Genomic DNA, 20,239 nt, shown 5'->3' with positions numbered 1-20,239 from the left:
CGGATGGCGCAGCGGTCGCGTTATGGCGTTTTGCTGGCCGTGGTGCTGGTCTTCGGTGCGCTGGCCGCTTGGAGTCTGCCGAAACTGACCCTGCAAAATCAACTGACCGCCTTCTTCCCGCCGGCCGAAACCGCCGACCAAGCGGTGTTGTTCGATTCCCTGAAACAATCCCTCAATCAAGACCGTTCGCAGCAACCGTTAATGGTGTCGGTTCAACTGCCGTTGAGCGAGAGTATCTCCTCAAATGACGCGGCCGCCATCAGTCAGACGTTGGCCTTGGCGTTACGGGATCAGTCCTGGGTGGCCGGGGTTCGGAATGCTCCGTCGTCCATCTCCGCCTGGAATCAAGTGCCTTTACGGGAATATCGTTACCTTCTGACCGATTTTGACCTGGGAACCTTACCGTCACGGCTGGACGATTTGTGGCAAGCCTGGCAAATGGGATTGGTGTTGGATAAAGCCACCGCCCTCAGTGACCCGACCCAGCAATGGTTCGGTTATTTGGGGCAATCCCGTTTTCAGCAGGCGGTGCCCACGCTTTCCGGTGTTTGGGGCGAAGTGAAGGCTCCCGAAGTGCCGTCCGAATCGACGCAATCGGACGCCATGCAATTGCTGTTTTTGGTGACATTCAAACCGGCGGCTCTGGCCAGCCATTTGCAAGCGGTCGAACCGGTTTTGCGAGCGGCGTTAGTGAAATCGGGTGTTCCCGAAATGGATAGGGCGGGCGTGAAAATCGCTGTGTCCAATGTGGCCTGGATTGCCCAACAAGCGCGCCACGACATTGAACAGGACGTCAAATGGTTGTCCGTCATCGCGACCTTGTTGGTATTGGGCTTTCTGTTTTGGACGTTTCGTCGTCCGCTTTGGGTGTTCCTGAGTTTTGTGCCTTTGGCGGCGGGCACCTTGCTCGGTACGCTGGCGGTGCAAACCGTGTTTGGATCTATTGAAGCGATGACGCTGGCCTTGGGCGTGGTCTTGATTGGTGTGGCGGTGGATTACCCGATTCATGCCCTAGCGGCGCTCCGACAATCGCCGCAGCAGGCCTGGCGAAATTGGCCGGTGATTCGTTTGGGCGCCTTGAGCAGCCTGGTCGGCTTGGGCAGTTTGATGTGGCTGGGCATTGCCGGCGTGCAGCAGATGGGGCTGTTTGCCGCCGTCGGCCTTTTGACGGCGTTGGGGATGACGCGTTTGATGCTATGGGTGCTGTCGCCGGTGACGTCCCTTCCAACGGCTGTGAAAATGGACGGCCGCGACCAAGCGGTACCAACCGTTCGCGATGGTTGGAAATGGATGGGGTTGACGGCTTTGGTCTTGGCGCTGCTGTGGTGGAAACCCATCGTGTGGCAGGACGATTTGGCCAGCTTGAGTCCGGTGCCGCCCAGCTTATTGCAACAGGACGGGGATTTACGCCAAGCGTTCCGCCAGCCGGAAGCCAGCCAGTTTTTACTGGTGCCAGCCGACTCCATGCAAACCTTATTGCAACGGCAGGAAGCCTTGTCGGCCGGTTTGGCGCAGTTGAAAACGGACGGCATCATTCAAGGCTGGTTGGGCCTATCCGATTGGTTGCCGAGTTTGCAGTGCCAAGCGCAACGCCTTTCGGCCTTGCCATCGGCCGATGCGCTGAATTCGGCTTTGGCAAAAAGCGACACCCCGTTACAGCCCAAACATTTCCAGTCGTTTGCGCAAAGTGTGCAAGCGTCTTCGACCTTGCCACCGTTGGATTGGCCGCGATTTGAAACCCTGGCGCTGGATTGGCAGCAGGCTTTGTTGCCGACTCTGGTCACTGAGACGGCGAACGGTGTGGTCGGAAAGATTCTATTGCAAGGCGTGACTCGGTCAGCGAGTTTGGCAGACTGGAGTGAGGCGCAGGACGTTTTATATTTCAATCAGCGGTCGTTGGTGGCGGAGTCGGTGGCTCAGTTACGTTGGGAACTGGCGTGGGGATTGTTCGGCTTGCTGTGGGTGTTTGTATTGGGGCTCCGGCTGGCCACCGCCAGTTTTGCCCAGGCCTGGCGGATTTTACTGCCGGTGGTGTTCGGGCTGGGCTTGAGTTTGGCGAGCTTGTCGGTGTTCGGGCAAGCGGTGACGGTGTTCCATTTACTGGCCGGTTTTCTGGTGGTGGCGATCGGTTTGGATTACAGCCTGTTCGCACGCCAGGCACGTCAGCAGGCCCAAGCTTCGCAGGAAATGCCTCAACGGGATGACGCCATGTCGTCGGTCACGATTGCATTGATGACCACGATTCTGACGTTCGGTTGTTTGCTGTGGACGTCCATCCCGATTCTGGTCGCCATCGGCCAAACCTTGGTTGTCGGCGTCATCTGGGTGTATCTGCTGGCGCGTTGGCAGAATCGGGTGTGATAAGACCTGTGCACGAGCCAATGACACGGCTAAAAAAGGTTAAAATGCGCGGCTTCTGCGTTAAAAAACTTGGCAATAGTGCAGGCTATTACCTGCTTTTTTTTGCCTTGAATCCGCCCATTTTCCTGCTTTTTTATCTCGCGTCCTGACTCGCGCAAAGGTCTTGAAGTAACCTCGCTTGATTCAGAAGTCGAGCCGAGTCTGGGGAAGTACTTTAAACAGGTTGTTTGGAACTCTCAATCATGGCCACCAGCGTATTCACCGCGGCGGTGGGCGATTTGACGAAATAGTTTTTCGGGTTCCAGACGTAACCGCTCAGAACCGAGGTGATGGATTGTTTGATGCGTTCGTCTTTGTGCTCGGTGAAGAAAATCGTTTGCAGACGGCCGTCGTACCAGGATTCCACGAATTCGCGAAACACATTGATGCCGCGCATCATGTAATCTTCATATTCGGTTTGCCAGTCCACGGTGTCGCCCTGCAATTCTCGCAGCGTTAAATCCGCGGCAACCGACCCGGATTCCAAGGCCAAGGTCACGCCGGAGCTGAAAACCGGGTCAAGGAATTCGGAGGCGTTGCCGACCAAGACGAAATTGTCGCCGTACAGTTTTTTCACCGCGGCCGAATAACCGCTCAAAGAACCGACGTCATTGATTTTGGAGGCGTTTTTGTAGCGTTCTTTGGCGCATGGATGGGTGTGGACAATGTGATCCCAAAAAGCGTCGTCGGTCATATTGAACGATTGGAAAAATGCTTCGGTACAGACAATGCCGACCGAGGTGATGCCGTCGTTAAACGGGATGTTCCAAATCCAGGCATCGTTGTCACCGTAAACGTCGACGTAAATGTAGCCGTCGGTGCCGTCGGTGGGGCGCACGTCATTTTGCACTCGGCAGAAAGTGGCGCGTCTCAAGGCCAGTTTCGGTTTAGCGTCCAGATTCAGTAAACGCGGCAAAACACGGCCATAGCCGGAGGCGTCGATGACTTTTTTCGCTTGATAGGTTTCGATGTCGCCCTGTTTGGTTTTGACGGTGACGATGTTGGCATCCGGATCGTAAGCGGTGACTTCGGATTCGAATTCCACATCCGTGCCTTTGCGTTCCGCGTCTTTCAACAGTTCATGGTCGAAGAGCTCGCGTTTCACTTGAAAGGAACTGTTGAAGGGCTCGCCGAGGTTGTTGTCAAAATGGAAAATCTCGAATTCCCGGCCGGTCTGGAAGGCGACACCGCCTTTGAATTGGAACCCGGCCGCTTCGATGCTGTCGAGCATATTGGCGTCGTTCAGCAGTTGGTTGCAGCGTGGCAACAAGGATTCGCCGATGACAAAACGCGGGAAGACCTGGCGCTCCACCAGCTTGACGTCATAACCGGCTTGGACCAATTTCGCGGCGGCGATGGAGCCGGCCGGACCACCCCCGATAATGAAGACATCACAGTGTTTCAAACCTGTTTCCTTTGCAAGCGAACGAGAAGCGTTAAGTCTATCAAAAAAACCGCCAATCGGTTGTGTTTCCAGCGCTTTTGTGAGAAAGTTTGTGCAATTTTCACCGGAACCCTTTTCACCTCGTGAACACCCTCGATATCCAAGACCTTTCCTACCAATACCAACCGGGTCAACCGGTGCTGAAAGCGCTCAACTTGCAGATGAAACCAAGCGGAATTTTGGGGCTGTTGGGTATCAACGGCGCCGGAAAAAGCACCTTGATTGGTTTGCTGACCGGTCAGCTCAAAAAGCAATCCGGCGACTTGACGGTGTTGGGGTTGGATTATGCAACGCATCGCACCGACATCCTGCGACAGATTGCGTTGGTACCGCAAGGCTATGCGTTTTACCCGACCCTGACGGTGCTGGAAAACCTGCAGTTTTTTGCCGACTTGCGGGCGGATTTGGGGGAACGGACGCAACGTGTCGAGGACGCCATCGCGTTTTGTCAGTTGGAAGCGCACCGCCAGCAAACCGCCGACCGGTTGTCCGGTGGCCTGAAGCGCCGCTTGAACCTGGCTATCGGTTTGGTCAACCGTCCGAAATTGTTGTTTCTCGACGAGCCGACGGTGGGTATCGACCCCATTTCCCGTGATTTCATTCTCAAGGCGATTCGTCAATTGCGCGACCAAGGTGTCGCGATTGTCTATACCTCGCACCACATGCAGGAAATCGAATTGCTGTGCGACCAGGTGGCGTTGTTGCATCAAGGTGAAGTGCGTTTCCAGGGAGAATTGGATGCCTGGCGGCGAGAAAGCGGGGTCAAGCTGGAAGTTGAAATCGACCAGGCCTGGTCAAATTTAAATCATTTACCCGCTTTTGACGACTTTTGCCAACAAAACGGGTTTGTCGTTGACGGAAATAAGGTGTCCGGAAGATTGCCGTCCGATACTGATTTGGCGTTGATTGACCGGCAAGTGATGGCGTTTTTAAACCACCTGCCGGGCGCGAAACTGCAACGCTTGTCGATGCAACCGCTGGATATGGAGACGCTGTTTTTCGAATCCGTGCAACCGGACGTATTGGCTGCCTTGAAACATGCTTCGCAGTCGGATGTGGCGCTTGAGGATGTGAACCATGTTTAAGGCCTTGTTGCAGAAAGAAGCATGTTTGATTTTGCGGGATGTCTATGCCTTATTGGTGCTGTTTTTGATGCCGGTGGTGTTTGTGGTCATTATGTCGATGAGTTTGCAGGAAGTGTTTTCCGACAAACAGGCCACGGACGCCAAGAATTCGAGCGCTTCCGCATCCGGTGGCTTGAAAATCTTTGCGGTGTTCGACGATAAAATCTCCCAGGCCTGGCAGAACGACTTTCTGAACCTGGAAAGTTTTGATGTCCTGCCGATTGAAAACAGTCCGCAAGCCATCGCCGATGCCCGGCAAGCGACGTTGAGCGGGGAGCGTTTGGCCTTGATACAGGTGCCGACGGATCTGGTGAAAAAGCTTAAACGCGGCGAGCCGATTCAGACACCGATTCAAATCGACTATTCTCCGGTGGCACCGAGTTATGCCCGTTCCTTGTTGAAAGCGGCGTTGATGCGCAAACTGGTGGAAAAGAAAATTGCCGTGACCTTCGCAGCCGGTTCCCGCTCGGCAAGCCGCCAGCAAGAGGTTCCGGAGCTGGATATCCGCAAATTCCTGGGGCCGACCGTGTTGAGCGAAGATAATTTGTCCTATGGTACGACCCAAGTGACGCCGACCTCGGTGCAACAAAGTGTGCCCGCCTGGTTGGTGTTCGCGATGTTCTTTATTGTGATTCCGTTTTCGGCGACCTTGTTGGTGGAGTTGAATAACGGTACGCTGGAACGGCTCAACACCTTTCCGATTGCCAAACAATGGATTCTGTTAGGGAAGCTGTTGCCTTATATGCTGATTAATTTGCTGCAAACAGGGCTGATGTTTCTCACGGGCGTATTTTTGGTGCCGTTATTGGGCGGAGAAGCGTTGCAATTGAGCAGCAATGCCTGGTTATTGTTGCCGGTGTCGTTGGCGTTGAGTTTGACCGCCATCAGTTTTGCGTTGTTGATTGCGGTTTGGGTGAAAACCCACGAACAGGCTTCGACCGTTGGCGGTGTCAGTAATTTGCTGATGGGCGCGATGGGCGGGGTGATGGTGCCGGTGTTCGTGATGCCGGACGCCATGCAGAAGCTCGCCGCTTTTTCACCGATGAACTGGGGCTTGGAAGCCTTTTTGGAAATTCTGTTACGCCAGGGCGATTTTCAATCGGTATGGCCCTATATCCTGCAACTGCTCGGCCTGGCGCTGGTGCTCTTTTTAGCGGCCTATTGGCGTTTGCAAAAACGCCTGACCCAGCCGGATCATTGAGTTCGGCCGGGAGTGGTCGGTTCAGCCAGCCCAACAAAAATGATCATCCCGTCTCCTCCAGGATTATGGGTTAAATCGGTGTGGAAGTTTGGTTTCCAGTTATTTGAGACCCATAGATTGCCGGCTCGATCGGGCACGGCGCTCACTGAACGCATCATTGGCGTAAATTTCGGTTGATTTGTTCCTGTCTGGCTGAGAGGCGTACCATCAAACAATATAACTTCCTCTCCCGCACTGGGAAGGGTGTACCCCGTGGACGGTGAGAGCGGCGTACCAGCCGGTTTGCCGGATTCCGAGCGTGCACCTGCCAATACGGAAACAGCCGCGTTTGAATATATGTTGTCAAGGTCGAAGGGGTCCATGGAACCAAAGTTCGAGACCCAGACATTTCCCGCATCATCTATCCGCACATTCCAAGGTGACGCTAATCCGGTCACCCCGGTAATGCGGTCTAAGACATCACCGTCAGCACTCAGGTGATACACCGAACTGTCGCTACCCGATGCGACCCATACCGAACCGTCGAAATCAACATCCAATCCTTTTAATACATCGCCGACTGTTGTCGAGGACAGTTGCGTGATTACACCGTTTTGCAAGGAATAGTGAGCAACGACGCTGTCCGCCACACCTTCTTGACAACCTACCGTCGCTACCCAAACCGTATCATCCTGCGGATTGTGGGCCAGGCCAAATGGCTGACAGCTAATACCGATTTCGACGGCTTGCTGTGGATCGCCACCGGGAAATACAATCACCTTGTCATTGCCGTAATTGGCCGACCAGACATTGCCTTGATTATCAACCAAAATTCCCTGAACCCGGTCGGTTCCCCCATCGTAGGCACTGTCCGGGGAAATCGGTTGGCCATCGAGAGCGATTTCCGAAACCGACCCATTCCCGGAGTCGCTTGGATTCACACCACCCCATCCAAAATCGCCCAGCCAGATGGTGTCTGACACCTTGTTATAGGTAATGCCCAGCCCTGGACCGAGGATACCGCCACCCGTTACGGGTGAAAGGGGCGTTCCATTTTTACCGTCTGAAGGGGAGCCATCCGGTTTCAGTACGACAATGACATTTGACGAAACGGTATCTCCCTGCACAACATTATTGTTGATCCAGGCATAGCCGCGTTCGTCAAAAACAGTGTTGGCAGCCCCCCCAAAGGTGTATTGCGCGCTACCGGTGTCATTTACTTTGACGGCCAACGTCCAAGCATCCGGTATTCTTTCAAGGTCAGGTTCGTAAACGTCCTGTTTCCTCGATAAGTCATATATTCCGGACACGTCGCCTGCGGGATTACGCGCAAGCAGTACCAGAGAATCAAGCAAGCCTGTCGGTTGTTGATTGCTGTCACTCGATACATAGTTTTGAAGTTGGGGTAAACATACCGTAGCATCTGCCACGCAGTATGAAGCAAGATTCGCCAAGCTGCGTAAAGATCTAAGTGAATTGGTTTGATCGGCATTCGGAGTGTTCAGCATGACCGTTGAGGGGCAACCGCTTTGGGCATCGGCGAGATTGGCATTCATTCCAGCCGCGATTTGAAGAGGCAGAAGGTCACCACTTCCTGCAATCAAATCTGTCTGGAAATCAAAAAACCGGGCATATGAGTAGGCCGCCGCGACGGTTGTTAATTCATTGATGACGACATTTGAAGTCATTTCGGTTCCTAAAACCGCCATCAAGTCTATTTGATTATCCAGTCGAGCTTTGAGGAAATAAATTCCGGGGTTTTCATCATCGTCAAATCCGATCCAAAAATGGCCCTGATCATCGGCCGAACTGGCTCCGATCAATTCCGCATTTTCCCCCGTGCTTTTATACAATTCCACTTGCGAGAAAGCGCCGGTTTTCAGTGATGTCGAGCCGCAGCCGGTTTGCACAACACCCGAAATTTTGGTCTGATCGGAGTTATCGTCGTCTGAAAAATCGCATCCAACCAAAGTAGCGGCAAGCAGCAATATACTCAACGGGAAAACGCTTAAGTTGGATAACATACCCATTAAAAAATTCCTTATTTAAAATCATTAAAAATACTAATCAAATCACCATAGCAACTTCTTGCGATACTGTAAAGTTGTTTTGGTAAGTTTGGGGTGTGCTTTGGAAGGCTTGTGCGGCCGAATCGACAGCTGGAAGCGTGGAACGTCGGAACTTCAAAGTGTGTTTGCCTTGACCCGGCCGGATCATTGAGGGTGGCGATCGCCTGTTTTCAACACGAAAATCACCGATGCGATTCGGTCGCTGTCCGGATAAGCCGGGTAATGTACAGACGCCATTTCCAACCCCATTCGGGTGAATAATTCGAACCAATCGGCTTCGCAACGTTTGAACCAGGGGTGTGGTTCCCGGAAGCTGTCCGGCAAGCCGGCCCAGGAATCGGCCTCCCATTCGCTTTTTGGCGCGTCTGAATACAGGGTTTGAATTGCTAGCCGGCCGTTCTGCGGCGTGAGGCAATCGCGTAATCGCTGCAATAGTTCCACGACGGATTCGTCTTCGAATAATGAAAAATTGCAGACAATGCGATCGAAAGGTCCTGAAAAACGGTCGCGGTGTATTTGCTGATAGGTGAGGTGTCGGTAATCGCCATCGCGATCGTCTGCGCGAGCGGTGTCGATTAAGGCCGCGCAGCCGTCGAAGCCGGTGAAGTGCGCATCGGGGCGTTCGGATTTCAGGGCGCGAATCAACCAACCTTCGCCGCAGCCCACATCGAGAAGCGACGACCAATCGGGTTCCGATAATAATTGTTCAACGATGGCGGCGTCGGTCACCAGCCGACGAGAGGCCAAGGCGTTTTCCCGTATGGTTTTGGCCCAGGCCTGGGCATTGTTGTCCCAAGCGTCCAAAATGCGTTGCGACACCGTCATCGCCACTCCAATGTGGTGGCGATAATGAGGTACACGCCGATGAGGAGAAACACGCTGGCGGCGGTGCGTCGAATCAAATCCTGACGGCGAGGGCGAAGCAATATCGTTGCTCGCGCCGCACTGACGGCATACAAGGCCTTGGCACCGCCGACGGTCACCAGTGTGAGGAATAGAATCAATAAGATATCGCCGGTTTCAAGTTGTTCCATGGGGACGAAAGCAGGGAAAAACCCGAAATAGAATAGTATGGCTTTTTGGTCGCCGAGGGTAAACAATAAGCCTAATCCAAAGCTGGCGGTGAGGGTGGCGTGGGTGGTTTGCGTCACCGGTTTCTGTTCCGGGGGACGGCGCAGCAATTGCACACCGAGCCAGATGAGGTAGCCGCCGCCGAGATACGTCAACAACCTAAAGCCGAGCTCAAAGTGGTCTGCCAGCCATTTCAACCCGAAAAGCGCCACCAGTGTGAACAGCAGGTCGGCGCTGACAATGCCGGCGGCCGTCGCCAAACCATGACGCATCCCGAACAGGCTGCTGCGACTGGTGACCAGTAGCACGCTGAGGCTGGGCATCAACGCCATGATGAGCAATACCGCGCCCATCGCCAGCCAGATATCGAACGTTAGTTGGAATGTCATGACCAAGCCCCGATCCGAAAATGGAAGGTTTCCATTATGACGGTTTTAAGCCAAAAGTGCTATCCGCGGCGAACCCACCTTACCCTGAAAACCGCCAGGCCTGGTGGGGTGTCGGTTTACTTGGATGTTATTTGAATTTCGCCATTTGATTGTAGAGGACCTGTTCCTGGTCGGCAATGCGACGCAGGAAGTCGGCGGCTTCTTTTAAGGTGTGGTTTCCGCGTCCTTTGCTGATGCGGGCGCACAATAAGGCAAACTCGCGCCACTCATCACCGATGGCGACAAAGGCATCGGCCCATTCATGCAGTTCCGGACGCTGGAGTTTCTCGGCGGCTTCCTGCAAAAAGGCGGCGTACATATAGCGAAAACCGGCGCCGCCGGTGCCGATTTCTTCCTGCATTCGTACAATGTGGCCGAGAAACAACTGGCGGTAACGTTTGCTGTCCTTTTCCAATTTTTCGATGCGTTTCGCCACCAGTTTCATGCCGCCCACGCCGGAAATCGGCGTGATGTTGCGTTTGCCGTTGGCCTTGCCGGTAAAGCGAATGGCTTTGGGAATCAAGGTGTCATAATCGATGCTCTCCGGCACCGACTCGAAGTAATACAAACGGCCGTTCGGTGCCAGTGCGCCTTTGGCGAAGCGTGCTTCGTTCAGGCTGGCGGCATCGGTGGTGACGGTGTGTGAAAACACCGGGTCGCTGATGTGGTATTGCGATTCGCCGTCCACGGTTTCTTTACCGAAAACCAATAGGTTGTGGGCGTTGAAATGAAACCGCATTTCTTTCGGGAAATAGGGTAGAAAGAACACCGAGGTCTGACAACCGACCAATTCGCCTTCGGCCAGTTTTTGGTCGAGGAAGGCTTGGCCGTCGGCTTCGTTTTTGAAGGTTTTAAAGCGAATCTTCAAGCCTTTGATGCGCCACGATAACATCTTCAAAATCATGCGTGGCGGCATGCGATAGGCCATCAACGGCAAACCGTTGATTTTGACGAACGGCAGATACGCATAGGTCAAGCCGCTGGCCAGACCGAAGACCATCGCTTCGGATAAATCGAGCCCGTGGGCGCGGAATAAACCGGCGGCGGCGCCGGTTTCGCAGTGGGCGGCTTGTTGATGTTGGAATTGAGATAAATCAGGCATAGAAAATCGGTTGTTTGGAAAAGTTAAGGTTGGGGCTCGCCGGGTTCGAGGGTGTCCGGCAGGCGCTTTAGGGTTTCGACGGACAACCCCATGACTTTGGCATATTGTTGCAGGCGTTTGTCCGACAGACGGTTAAAGACGTTGGGTTTGAAGTGACGTCGGATTTGCCATTGGAATTTGCCCATCGCCTGCGCCAGCATCGGCACATCCAATCGTTGGTGAAGCATGTGGTACTCCAGCGGGGAAGTCTCGCCGTTTCGGGCGCGCTGCCAGGCCTCACGAGCCTGCTGTTCGATTTCATCGACCGCATCTTTCAAGGCCTCGATTTCCGCTTCCCAACCCTGGGTGGAGGCGGTGGCGAGTTTGCCGTCCTGGCCGACGGCGTAGACCACTTTGGTTTCGCCTTCGTAGATGTCGTCGGCTTGTTGGGGCACTTCATCGATTTTCATAGGCGCTCCTTGCGAGGTTAGACGACTTCCAGCAACATGAACCCGCTGGAGAAGCGGCCGCTTTCCGGTACGAAGCAGAGCAGCTTGTTGCCGCTTTTCAAGCGGCCGGATTTGACCAGTTCGTCCAGCATAATGAAAATCGAGGCCGAGCCGGTGTTGCCTTTGGTGGTCAGATTCGTGAACCATTTTTCCTGCGGAATGACGAAATGCATGTCCGCCAAAGCATCGGCGACCTTGTGGTAAAAATACATCGACGAGATATGTGGCAGGAAATAATCGATGTCGTCGGCCTGTAATCCGGTTTCCGCGACCAGCCTGTCGAGGGTTTTGGTGATGGCGTAAGGCACGATATTGTCGTTGAGGAGCTTGACGTCTTGTTTGATGGCCAGCACGCTTTCTTTCATCAAGGCAGCCCCCTCGTAACGATTCCAACCAATCAGGTCGCCGTTAGCTTGCTTGGTGGCCCCGGCATACATACAGGTTTCCAGTTCGTTGGCATAAGACAGGGTTTTGATCCAGTGAATTTTCAGGCTGGTGGTATCGGTGCGCGGTTGCGGTTCGATGCAGACCGCACCGGCTCCATCCGACAGCATCCAGCGCAGGAAGTCTTTGTCGAAACCGATTTCCGGGCGGGTTTCAAGCTGTTCCAGCTTGGCTTGGGTCTCGGCTTCGTAATTGCGAGCGCGCAACAGGATGGAGGCGGTTTCCGATCCGGTGGCGACGGCCTTGCGGCTATCGCCGTTCCGCACTGCTAGATAGGCGTATTTCAACGCCATCAGACCGCTGATGCAGATGCTGGCGGTGGACACGGTTTCACACGGCGGGCTAGCTAGCTCGCCGTGCACCATCACCGCATGACCGGGCGCGATTTGGTCGGGCATGGTGGTGCCGCAGGCCAGTAAATCGATTTGATTCAATTCATTTTTTGATGCAAATAAGTTGCGCACGGCCTGCGCGGTGAGTTGCGCATTATTGCAAACCGGTTCCTGAGTGTTCGGATCCAGAACATAATGACGCGATTGAATACCGTTGTTGCGCAGAATAATACGTTTGGCACGGGACGGCTTGCCGTTGATCATGCCGAGCACGGATTCAATGTGGTCGTTATCGACCGGCGCATTGGGCATTTCGGCGGCGGTCAGGGTGATGTAGGCTTCCGGCCGGGCATTCGATGTATGGTGCGCTAGGGACATGGAAAATCCTTCAAGCGCTCGGAGCCGGAGCCAGACGGCGTTTCAAAGTCGGCTTCAAGCCGATCCAGGCGATTTTTCAATAACGGTTTGAACAGCTTGCGCAGCAGCATCGTGAGGGGCACCACCGTGATGATCATCAGCACCAAAAACAGAATGTAAATCACCAGAACGGGTTTCCGTTGCCAGCTTCCGCCGGGGCCGACGGCGCGCAACAGTTTGCCCCAGATGTGAAAACTGCGGGCGCCGATTTTTTCCGACTGCAGCAAGCTGGCATCGGCTTTCACCGCTTCCAGCCCGGTCAGCATGGGCGCGTCTGTGATGACGTCCTGGTTTTCCAGTGTTTGGCGAATCGCGTATCCGAAACGGCAGGCCTGGCGGATTTCGTCGGGGGCAATGCCGGCATCGGGCAAATTGAGAACGCCGCTTTTGCGACCGGTCAGCAGCCAGACCGGCGTGGTGATGAAGGTGGCTAGGGATGACCCCTGGTCGGTCAGCACCACATTATCGATGAGCTTGGCATTGGCGGCTTCCAGCAAGGCTTTGACTTTTAATTGCGCCTGCCCCCACATATTGCGGCAACCAATGACGGTGATGACCGGAGTGTCTTTTAAAATGGCTTTGCCCTGTTCCGATTTGAGAAACGCGGTGGTCGGCAGGGAGGGTGATAAAAACCAGGGTTGGTAACCGAGAATCACCAGATCGTAGTGCTCGTCCAAATCCAGCGGTTGATTGTCGGGGGCGTCCAAGTACACGCATTCTGGAAAAATATCGAAAAACCGGAAAAACGACCAAGGGAACGGATAAGGCTGTTTCGGCGTGAGCGTACGGCGTGAAACAGTCACAGCGTTGCTGTCGGAAAGCGGTTGTTCAATAGCGTCCAAAACGGCGTTGAGTTGGCCGGTTTGGCTGTATCCCAGAATCAGAATTTTTTTCGGCATGCGGGCTTTTATAAAATAATTTAATAATGGGGTTATTTTACCTTGAAATGACGTTTTTTTGAAAAAAACAGTTGGGCAGCCTAGGTTTTACCAGGCCGATTTTACGGGTTGCCGTTGGCGATATGAGGCTGTTTTGTCAGGGATTTGACCAGGCCTGGCAGATTCAGGCCTTTACGGAGCAGTTTACCGGCCACCATTAAGGTGATTTGGGTGATGTCGAAACCGGGCCGGAAATGGCTGGCCCGGCGTTCTTCCGGGTAACAAGAGGCGATGGGCACGAAGGTGAACCCAAATCCGGCGGCGGAAGCGTCAATCAACACTTCACTTTCAAAGACAAAGCCGGAAGGATTGACGGCATTGGTCTTCAGGTTGCGGATCAAGTCGATGGGGTAGAGACGGAAACCGGATTGGCTGTCGGCAATCGGGCTGGAGGCGGCCCAGCCGACCCAAAAATCGGCGATTTTATTGGCGATCAGGCGCGCTTTGGGCGCATTTTCGCGGTTTTGTAAACGTGCGGCGATGACCATGTTTTGAGGGGTTTCTGCAAAGGCCGCGAGCAGTTGCGGGATTTGCTGTGGGTCATGTTGGCCATCGCCGTCCAATGTAATGACGCAGTCCACACCGAGTTCAAGCGCTTTGGCAAAGCCGGTCAATAAGGCACTGGCCTTGCCGCGATTGTGTTCGTGCTCCAACAGCAAAGCCGGGGTTTGGCGAACCAGTTCGGCGGTATTGTCTTGGGAAGCGTCGTTGACGACCAGAACGTTCGGGGTGATGGCCAGTGCGGAATCAATGACATCGGTGATGGTCAAGGCTTCGTTGTAAGCGGGAATCAAAATGGCGAAAGTGGAAGGTGTCATAGAACTCAGTGAATTTTGGCAAGCATGCGTTTGTTGTTAAGCCATCGGCTGACCCGTGCGCCGGTATGATACCAATGGCTGAAAAAAGCTTCCATGAAAATTTTATAACAGTTTGTCCAGTGGCCGTCAAAACGGTCTTCGGCGGCCACCAGCGTGACGTCGAACCCCAGCCCCTGCGCCAGTGCCTGACAGCGGTAAAGGTGATAGCGGTTGGACAATAAAGCGACTTGGAGCGGGTTGTCTTGTCGGGTCAAAAACAGCCGGGCCTGTTTCAGGTTTTCCAGGGTGTTGCGGGAGGCTTCTTCCAATATCAATTGCGGTTTCAGATCGGGTTGGTGTTGCCGTAAAAAAGTTTCGCCGGCCTTGGCTTCGGACACCGAATTGGGCGCGGTGATGCCGCCGAGCACAAAAATGGGCTGGTCGGTCTGCAAGGCGAGCACACGCTGTAAACGGGCGCGATAATCGTTGTCGATTTGGTTATGGCGCAGCTGTTTGCCAAACACGATCAACGGGCGTTGAATTTGGGACGGTGTGGGCGCTTGCTGTGCGGTTCGGTAGGTTTTGAAGATGAGCCAAAGCCAGGAAAGGCCAAGGGTGGTGAGGATGAATAAGGTCGACAAGACGAGCATGAGCAGCCCGTCCCAATCGACCCCTTGCTGGGATGCGCTTGAGGTTAAGCGCATGCCAACGCCTTAAAGTCCGATCAACTGCACTTGGATGCGGTTGTTCAGGTTCTGAATCCAGCTGTTGTAGTTTTTATGGATGGTGCCTTTAGTCGAATCATAGTCTAGGTTGACGCTGGAGACATAAATCAAGCTGTATTCTTTCGCGGAATATGGAATGGAAATAATCGCTTGGTGGGTTCTCAAGTTCAAAGTGCCTTTCAGTTTGCCCGCACCGTCGTCGCTGATAATCCAGCCCAGGCCGGCACCGGCTGTACGGATGGCCTTTTTGACCTGCTCGGCGGTTTTGATGTTGGATGGAACCGGTTGTGATTCCATATTACGGATTGGCTGGCCTGTTCCGCAAGCCGTTAAGGTGGCGACTAAGCCTAGTACCGATAGACCTAAAATCAATTTTTGAACCATGAATTTCATTTGTGTTTATCCTCCTGAATCGATCGCAATAAATGGTGTGTTTCTAAAAATGGAAAACCCCATTAAAGTACCATTAATAGGGGATTTGGTAAAGCCAATTTCGTATATTTGCTTAATCTGATCTGGCTTTGGCATCCATTTGGAGAGTCGATATCAAATCATGCCGCCGTTGATATTCAGCACCTGTCGGGTGATGTAACCGGCTTTGTCGGAGGCGAGGTAACTGACGGCGTGGGCGATGTCATCCGGTTGCCCGGCGCGTTGCATCGGAACGGCTTTTTTGATGACGTCCGGCGGGAAAACATCCTGTGTCATATCGCCTTCGATAATGCCGGGAGCGATGACATTGACGGTGATTTTGCGTGAGGCCAGTTCCAATGCCAGCGATTTGCTGGCGCCAATCAAGCCGGCTTTGGCCGCAGCGTAATTGGTTTGACCGCGGTTCCCGGCCACGCCGGCAATGGAGGCGATATTGATGATGCGGCCCCAGCGGGTTCGAATCATCGGCATCAGCAACGGTTGGGTGACGTTGAAAAAGCCGTTCAGAGACACGTCAATGACCGACTGCCATTGTTCTGCTGTCATGCCCGCCATCACGGCATCGTCGTGAATCCCGGCGTTGTTGACGATGACTTGAATCGGCCCTAGTTCCAACAGGGCATTCAGTGCGGTTTCCACGGCGTCGGCCTGAGTGATGTCGAACTGGACGGCTTCAGCCGACAAGTTTTGTGCGGTTAAATCGGCGACGATGGACTCGGCTTTGGCCAGATTGTGGTTGGCGTGCACGATGACGTGAAAACCGTCTTCGGCGAGTTGTTTGGCGATGGCGGAACCGATGTCGCCGCTGCCGCCGGTGATGAGCGCACGTTTGAGTTTGTCCATAAATCAGTCTTCCGGGTGTATGACCAGCGCTCGGCCGCTGCAAACGGTTTGGCCGTTCTGGTCTTGCAGTTCGAATTGATAGAGTTTTGAGGCGTCATCCGCCATGAGCTGTGTGGCCTGGCCGGTCAGTACGGCGGTTTGTGGGTTGAAGTCGCCGAAGGTAATGTTTTTAACACTTGCCAAATAACCAGGCCTGGGCGTTTTCGCGAATGGCGACGCCGTGTTTTCGGCTTCGGCTTGCGCCTTTAAACCGCCGTGAATGGCGATGGTTTGCGCGCCGAATTCAATCAGGTGGAGTTTCGACAATCGACCGTCGCGTTTCAGCGGATGGTCCAGGTCGAGATGACGGGTGGTGCGGCATTGTACACTGTCGTCGTCAAATGCGGTGACGGCTTCCCACAGGCACATTTTGTCCGAATGCGGAATCAGACGGTGCAGGGTGTCGAAATCAAAGAGCTCGTCGTTCATCCGTCTCATCTCAATCGCGTTGAACCGGAGTTAACGTCAGGTTGGCCGTCAATTGTGACGACACCGGAAAAGCGAATTGCCCGGCTTGTTTTTGCGCGAGGCGTTGCAACAGCGGCAGAGCCTCGGCCGCGACATTGTCGCCGAACCAATTGTGTTTGACGGCTTGAACCTGGCCCGGTGCGAGTGACAAAGACAGTTCGGCCAGAGTCCGGTCGTTGGGTTGATGTGACAGCACCAAACCGAACGCGAAAGGTTGCATCGCCGGTTGGTAACTTTCGATAATCGGGTCAATCGGTAAATCGTACACAACCAGCAGTACTTTCGGATGCGTATCCGACAATTGCGATAGGGCTTCGATAAAGCTGTTGGCGATTTGGTATTCCCCGGCGGAAATGGCGGAGGCCGCTTGTTGGTTGTGCTGACCGATCATCCAGTAACCGGCGGAGGCATTGTGCACCGAATTGTGGAAATGAATCGGCGAAATCATCGGCTCGTCCTGCAAAATCGCACTGGTCATTTTCGCGGAAATTTCGGTGTCGCCGTCGACGCAGGCAAACAGCGTTGGCATGGCGGCGATGGCTTCCGGTGCATAGCCGGAAACCGTCTCTTCCGCGGTGCGTAACGCCAGTTTAATGGTTGGCGTGGTGCGGCGCCGTTCATTGGCGGGTAAAAACTGCGGGCTGTATTTCGACAGCGGTTCGGATTGATACGGCGTGTCGCCGGTCAGAATGATTTGAGAGGCTTCCCAGCCTTCCAAGCCGGGCGCTTGTAAGCCGATGTGTTCGATGTACGCTTTCATACCGGCCCTCCGGTTTTGGCGTTGTCGGTTTGGCTGAAAATCAGGCAGGCATTGTTGCCGCCGAAACCGAAGGAATTGCTCATGCAATGGCGTAATGCGGCCGACTGCGTCTTTAAAACCGGTGTCAGCGATAAGGCGTCGTCGAGCTGTTCGCAGTTCAAATTCGCCCAGGCCTGCTGGGATTCAAGCGCCAGTTGGCAGAAAATTGCCTCGGTGATGCCCGCCGCGCCGAGCGTATGGCCGGTGAACCCTTTGGTGGAGCTGAGCAGCGGAGTCTTGTCACCAAACAAGGTGTTGACGGCCTTGGACTCGGCGAGGTCATTACTGGGCGTGCCGGTGCCGTGTAGGTTGAGATAATCAATGTCTGCGGGCGTGAGTCCGGCCATGTTCAGCGCTTGTGCCATGGCGTCGTGGGCGCCCTGGCCGTCGGGGTGTGGCGTGGAAATGTGATAGGCATCGCTGGTTTCGCCAAAGCCGGTGAGTTGAATGGGGTTTTCGCTAAGCCTGGCGGTTTCCGAGGTTTTTTCCAACAACATGAAGCCGCCGGCTTCGCCGATATTGATGCCATCACGGCGCGCGTCCAATGGTCGCACGATGTCGTGACTCACCAAGCCCAGCGCATTGAAGCCGTGGATGGTGGTCAGGCACAAGGTGTCGACACCGCCGACCAGCACTGCATCGACCAAATCGTGATCCAGCCACCGCGAGGCGGTCGCGAACACTTTAGCGCTGGAAGAACAGGCCGTGGAAATAATCAGGCGAGGGCCTTGCAGCGACAGGGCGTCGGCACAGAAATCCGCCAGGGAATTCATGCGGTGCGTGGTTTCGTAATGATAATCGTCGGAGAATTGTCCGTTCTGTTCGCGATAAGCCAATACCTGTTCGGTTTCCAAAATACCCGAAGTACTGGTGCCAAGCGCCAAACCGATGCGATGTGCGCCGAAGCGGTTAACCATTTCCGAAACTTGCTCGGCGAACCCGTCGGTGATCAACGCTTGCCAGGCCAGACGATTGTTGCGGCAGTCGTAATCGCTTAAATGGGGCGGTAAGGCTGGTAAGTCGGTCACTTCGCCGTAGTAGGTTGCCAGTTTGGTTTCCAGGGTTTGGGTGTTGAGCTTTAAGCCGGTGGTCTCATTTTCAAGCGCGTGGCGGTGTGCCTTTAGGCCGACGCCCATGCCGGAGACAAGGGTTGAAGCGGAAATTTGGATTGGATAACGCATAGAGCTTTTTCAAAAAACGAATTGCCAAAAGTATAAAGCATTCAGGGGTTTTTGTGGCGTTTTTAATGGCTCACCCATGTATCATTTAGGGCTTGTTGACGCCGTTCGGAGGCTATTTTGTTGGCTTGAATTGCCAGATGTCTTTCAGGGAAACCTGTGAGGTTTTGCCGATGAATTGCAACAGGGTTTCCGGCGGTTTTTCCGGGAACACCCAGCGGCGCAGGTAGAGTTCGCCAACGAATAAGGCGGTGGAACCGAGAAAAAAGCCCACTTCGATGTAATCGGTGAGGTCGTGCCCCAGCAGTATCCAGCGCCCGTCGAATAACCCACTCCACAGCTTGGCGAGCAAAATCAGGCTTAATAAAATCACCCAAGCCCAGGTGACGCCACGGGTATAGTGCCGGTCGCGTGGGGTCAACTCCGCCTGCATTAGGATGGCGTAACGGGTGATCAGCGGCGTTTGACCGGGTCGTAAGCTTTGGATGAAGAGGCCGTAGATGAACAGGAACAACAGAATCGAAGCGGTTTGGACGCTGTACCGTAACCAACCGTCGGCAAACAGCAAAATGCCCAAGATGGCGGTGAGTACCAGTGCGGGAAAGAATAGGGTTTTCATTTATTCCAGTCCTTGAACCGTTTCGTCGGATTGATAGAAGTTCCAGGTAATGGCGAAGCCGAAGGTTTCCGAACGGGTGGTTTCCATCAAGGGACTGTTTTCGTAAACGCTGCCCGAAAGATCGCGAAGGCGGTAAAAACCGCCCAGCCAGAAGTCGTTGACGTGCCAGTTCAGGCTGAAAACATACGCCAGGCCGGCGAAGCCGCCGGTGGATTTGTAAGCCGGACGGACCGCAGTGGCTTCATCGTCGTCCACGCCGTAAAAATAATTGTTGTTGCGGGCGGTGGCGAAGTCGGCGCGTGCGCCCAGGGTGATTTTCAAGCGTTCCCGTGCGCTGAAGCCTTGTCGAAAATAATAATAGAAGCCGGGCGAGGAGAAAAAGCCTTCCTCGTGGATGGACTGAAAGTCCGAGGCCAAGACCCAGCGCACCGGCCATTCGAATTTGAATTCGTTGAGGTCATTGCGGTACAACCGGGCCTTGACCACCGGGCCGATACCAATGGAGCCGTCCAGGTCATCCATGCCTTCACGGGCTTTGTTGTCTTTGCTCGACACCGGAATGGTGCCGGAAACACTCAGGTCGAACTCCAGGTTGCGGTATTCGTACAACGGTTTTTTGATTTCGCGCTGGTCGATGGTAAAGGCGTCGCTGCGGTAGGTGATGTACGGAAACGGCACAATCAGGTTGTTTTGTTCTTTGGAACCGGGGTAATCCGGATAACTGACCAGGCCAGGCCCTAAGCCGATTTCCCATTTGGGCAGGGTTTGTTGCTGTGCGTGGACGGGCAACAGTAAAGCGCTCAGGAAGGCACAGGCAAGGAGACGAATGGAAAGCGGTTTCAGCATGGGCTTATTATGCCCATAAACGAGGCAAGAAAAAAGACAATCATCCGGCAGTTGCA

Annotated in this window: 20 protein-coding genes; 3 read left to right on the top strand and 17 right to left on the bottom strand. The window is 54.1% G+C overall.

Features of this window, described 5'->3' with window-relative positions; all coding sequences use genetic code 11:
- The first annotated feature begins 3 nt into the window (after positions 1-3).
- Complete coding sequence (locus EPV75_RS00175; RefSeq protein WP_128384058.1) at positions 4-2,361, top strand: MMPL family transporter; 2,358 nt, start codon at positions 4-6, stop codon at positions 2,359-2,361.
- A gap of 214 nt (positions 2,362-2,575) precedes the next feature.
- Here the strand turns inward: EPV75_RS00175 and EPV75_RS00170 are convergent, their stop codons facing one another.
- Entirely contained in the window at positions 2,576-3,805 is a 1,230-nt protein-coding gene (locus EPV75_RS00170) for an NAD(P)/FAD-dependent oxidoreductase (protein WP_128384057.1), read from the bottom strand.
- A 122-nt stretch (positions 3,806-3,927) separates the two neighbouring features.
- Here EPV75_RS00170 and EPV75_RS00165 point away from each other — a divergent pair, with 122 nt between their 5' ends.
- On the top strand, positions 3,928-4,929 hold the full coding sequence (locus EPV75_RS00165; protein ID WP_128384056.1) for an ABC transporter ATP-binding protein: 1,002 nt from the start codon (positions 3,928-3,930) through the stop codon (positions 4,927-4,929).
- Positions 4,922-6,169, top strand: coding sequence for an ABC transporter permease (locus EPV75_RS00160; RefSeq protein WP_128384055.1), 1,248 nt, complete (start codon positions 4,922-4,924; stop codon positions 6,167-6,169). Before EPV75_RS00165 ends, EPV75_RS00160 begins: the two co-directional genes overlap by 8 nt.
- Here the strand turns inward: EPV75_RS00160 and EPV75_RS00155 are convergent.
- The 16 genes from EPV75_RS00155 to EPV75_RS00080 form a co-directional block, all read right to left on the bottom strand.
- Positions 6,163-8,178: an NHL repeat-containing protein gene (locus tag EPV75_RS00155; RefSeq protein ID WP_128384054.1), complete on the bottom strand. Its 2,016-nt coding sequence runs from the start codon at positions 8,176-8,178 to the stop codon at positions 6,163-6,165. The genes EPV75_RS00160 and EPV75_RS00155 overlap by 7 nt on opposite strands.
- Before the next feature lie 183 nt (positions 8,179-8,361).
- Positions 8,362-9,042 carry a class I SAM-dependent methyltransferase gene (locus EPV75_RS00150; protein ID WP_128384053.1) on the bottom strand — a complete coding sequence of 227 codons (681 nt, stop codon included), beginning with the start codon at positions 9,040-9,042 and terminating at the stop codon, positions 8,362-8,364.
- Positions 9,039-9,677 carry a LysE family translocator gene (locus tag EPV75_RS00145; RefSeq protein ID WP_128384052.1) on the bottom strand — a complete coding sequence of 213 codons (639 nt, stop codon included), beginning with the start codon at positions 9,675-9,677 and terminating at the stop codon, positions 9,039-9,041. The genes EPV75_RS00150 and EPV75_RS00145 overlap by 4 nt, the downstream gene beginning before the upstream one ends.
- Positions 9,678-9,804: 127 nt before the next feature.
- Positions 9,805-10,818: a BtrH N-terminal domain-containing protein gene (locus EPV75_RS00140; RefSeq protein ID WP_128384051.1), complete on the bottom strand. Its 1,014-nt coding sequence runs from the start codon at positions 10,816-10,818 to the stop codon at positions 9,805-9,807.
- 23 nt (positions 10,819-10,841) lie between these two features.
- On the bottom strand, positions 10,842-11,267 hold the full coding sequence (locus EPV75_RS00135) for a hypothetical protein (protein WP_128384050.1): 426 nt from the start codon (positions 11,265-11,267) through the stop codon (positions 10,842-10,844).
- A gap of 17 nt (positions 11,268-11,284) precedes the next feature.
- Positions 11,285-12,460, bottom strand: a complete 1,176-nt coding sequence (locus EPV75_RS00130; protein WP_128384049.1) for a beta-ketoacyl-ACP synthase III — start codon at positions 12,458-12,460, stop codon at positions 11,285-11,287.
- A complete protein-coding gene (locus EPV75_RS00125) occupies positions 12,451-13,398 on the bottom strand; it encodes a dialkylrecorsinol condensing enzyme (RefSeq protein WP_128384048.1) in 948 nt (315 codons plus the stop codon). The genes EPV75_RS00130 and EPV75_RS00125 overlap by 10 nt, the downstream gene beginning before the upstream one ends.
- Positions 13,399-13,499: 101 nt before the next feature.
- Positions 13,500-14,255: a glycosyltransferase family 2 protein gene (locus tag EPV75_RS00120; protein WP_128384047.1), complete on the bottom strand. Its 756-nt coding sequence runs from the start codon at positions 14,253-14,255 to the stop codon at positions 13,500-13,502.
- A gap of 5 nt (positions 14,256-14,260) precedes the next feature.
- Positions 14,261-14,938 (bottom strand): YdcF family protein, encoded by a 678-nt coding sequence (locus EPV75_RS00115; RefSeq protein WP_128384046.1) that lies wholly within the window; start codon positions 14,936-14,938, stop codon positions 14,261-14,263.
- Positions 14,939-14,947: 9 nt separating this feature from the next.
- Entirely contained in the window at positions 14,948-15,352 is a 405-nt protein-coding gene (locus EPV75_RS00110; RefSeq protein ID WP_128384045.1) for a hypothetical protein, read from the bottom strand.
- Between the two features lie 153 nt (positions 15,353-15,505).
- Positions 15,506-16,234 (bottom strand): 3-oxoacyl-ACP reductase FabG, encoded by a 729-nt coding sequence (gene fabG / locus EPV75_RS00105; RefSeq protein ID WP_128384044.1) that lies wholly within the window; start codon positions 16,232-16,234, stop codon positions 15,506-15,508.
- 3 nt (positions 16,235-16,237) lie between these two features.
- The gene (locus tag EPV75_RS00100) at positions 16,238-16,702 is read right to left on the bottom strand and encodes an ApeP family dehydratase (protein WP_128384043.1); all 465 of its coding nucleotides are present in this window, start codon (positions 16,700-16,702) and stop codon (positions 16,238-16,240) included.
- 10 nt (positions 16,703-16,712) lie between these two features.
- Positions 16,713-17,501, bottom strand: coding sequence for a beta-ketoacyl synthase chain length factor (locus EPV75_RS00095; protein WP_128384042.1), 789 nt, complete (start codon positions 17,499-17,501; stop codon positions 16,713-16,715).
- Positions 17,498-18,721, bottom strand: a complete 1,224-nt coding sequence (locus EPV75_RS00090) for a beta-ketoacyl-[acyl-carrier-protein] synthase family protein (RefSeq protein ID WP_128384041.1) — start codon at positions 18,719-18,721, stop codon at positions 17,498-17,500. Before EPV75_RS00090 ends, EPV75_RS00095 begins: the two co-directional genes overlap by 4 nt.
- Before the next feature lie 112 nt (positions 18,722-18,833).
- Complete coding sequence (locus EPV75_RS00085; RefSeq protein WP_029939227.1) at positions 18,834-19,337, bottom strand: COG4648 family protein; 504 nt, start codon at positions 19,335-19,337, stop codon at positions 18,834-18,836.
- Positions 19,338-20,183: a MipA/OmpV family protein gene (locus EPV75_RS00080; RefSeq protein ID WP_128384040.1), complete on the bottom strand. Its 846-nt coding sequence runs from the start codon at positions 20,181-20,183 to the stop codon at positions 19,338-19,340.
- Between the last annotated feature and the right edge of the window lie 56 nt (positions 20,184-20,239).

The sequence above is a fragment of the Hydrogenovibrio thermophilus genome (assembly GCF_004028275.1).
Classification (GTDB): Bacteria; Pseudomonadota; Gammaproteobacteria; order Thiomicrospirales; family Thiomicrospiraceae; genus Hydrogenovibrio; species Hydrogenovibrio thermophilus.
Note: the sequence above shows the minus strand (reverse complement) of the source record. Positions and strands in the feature narration are given on the sequence as shown.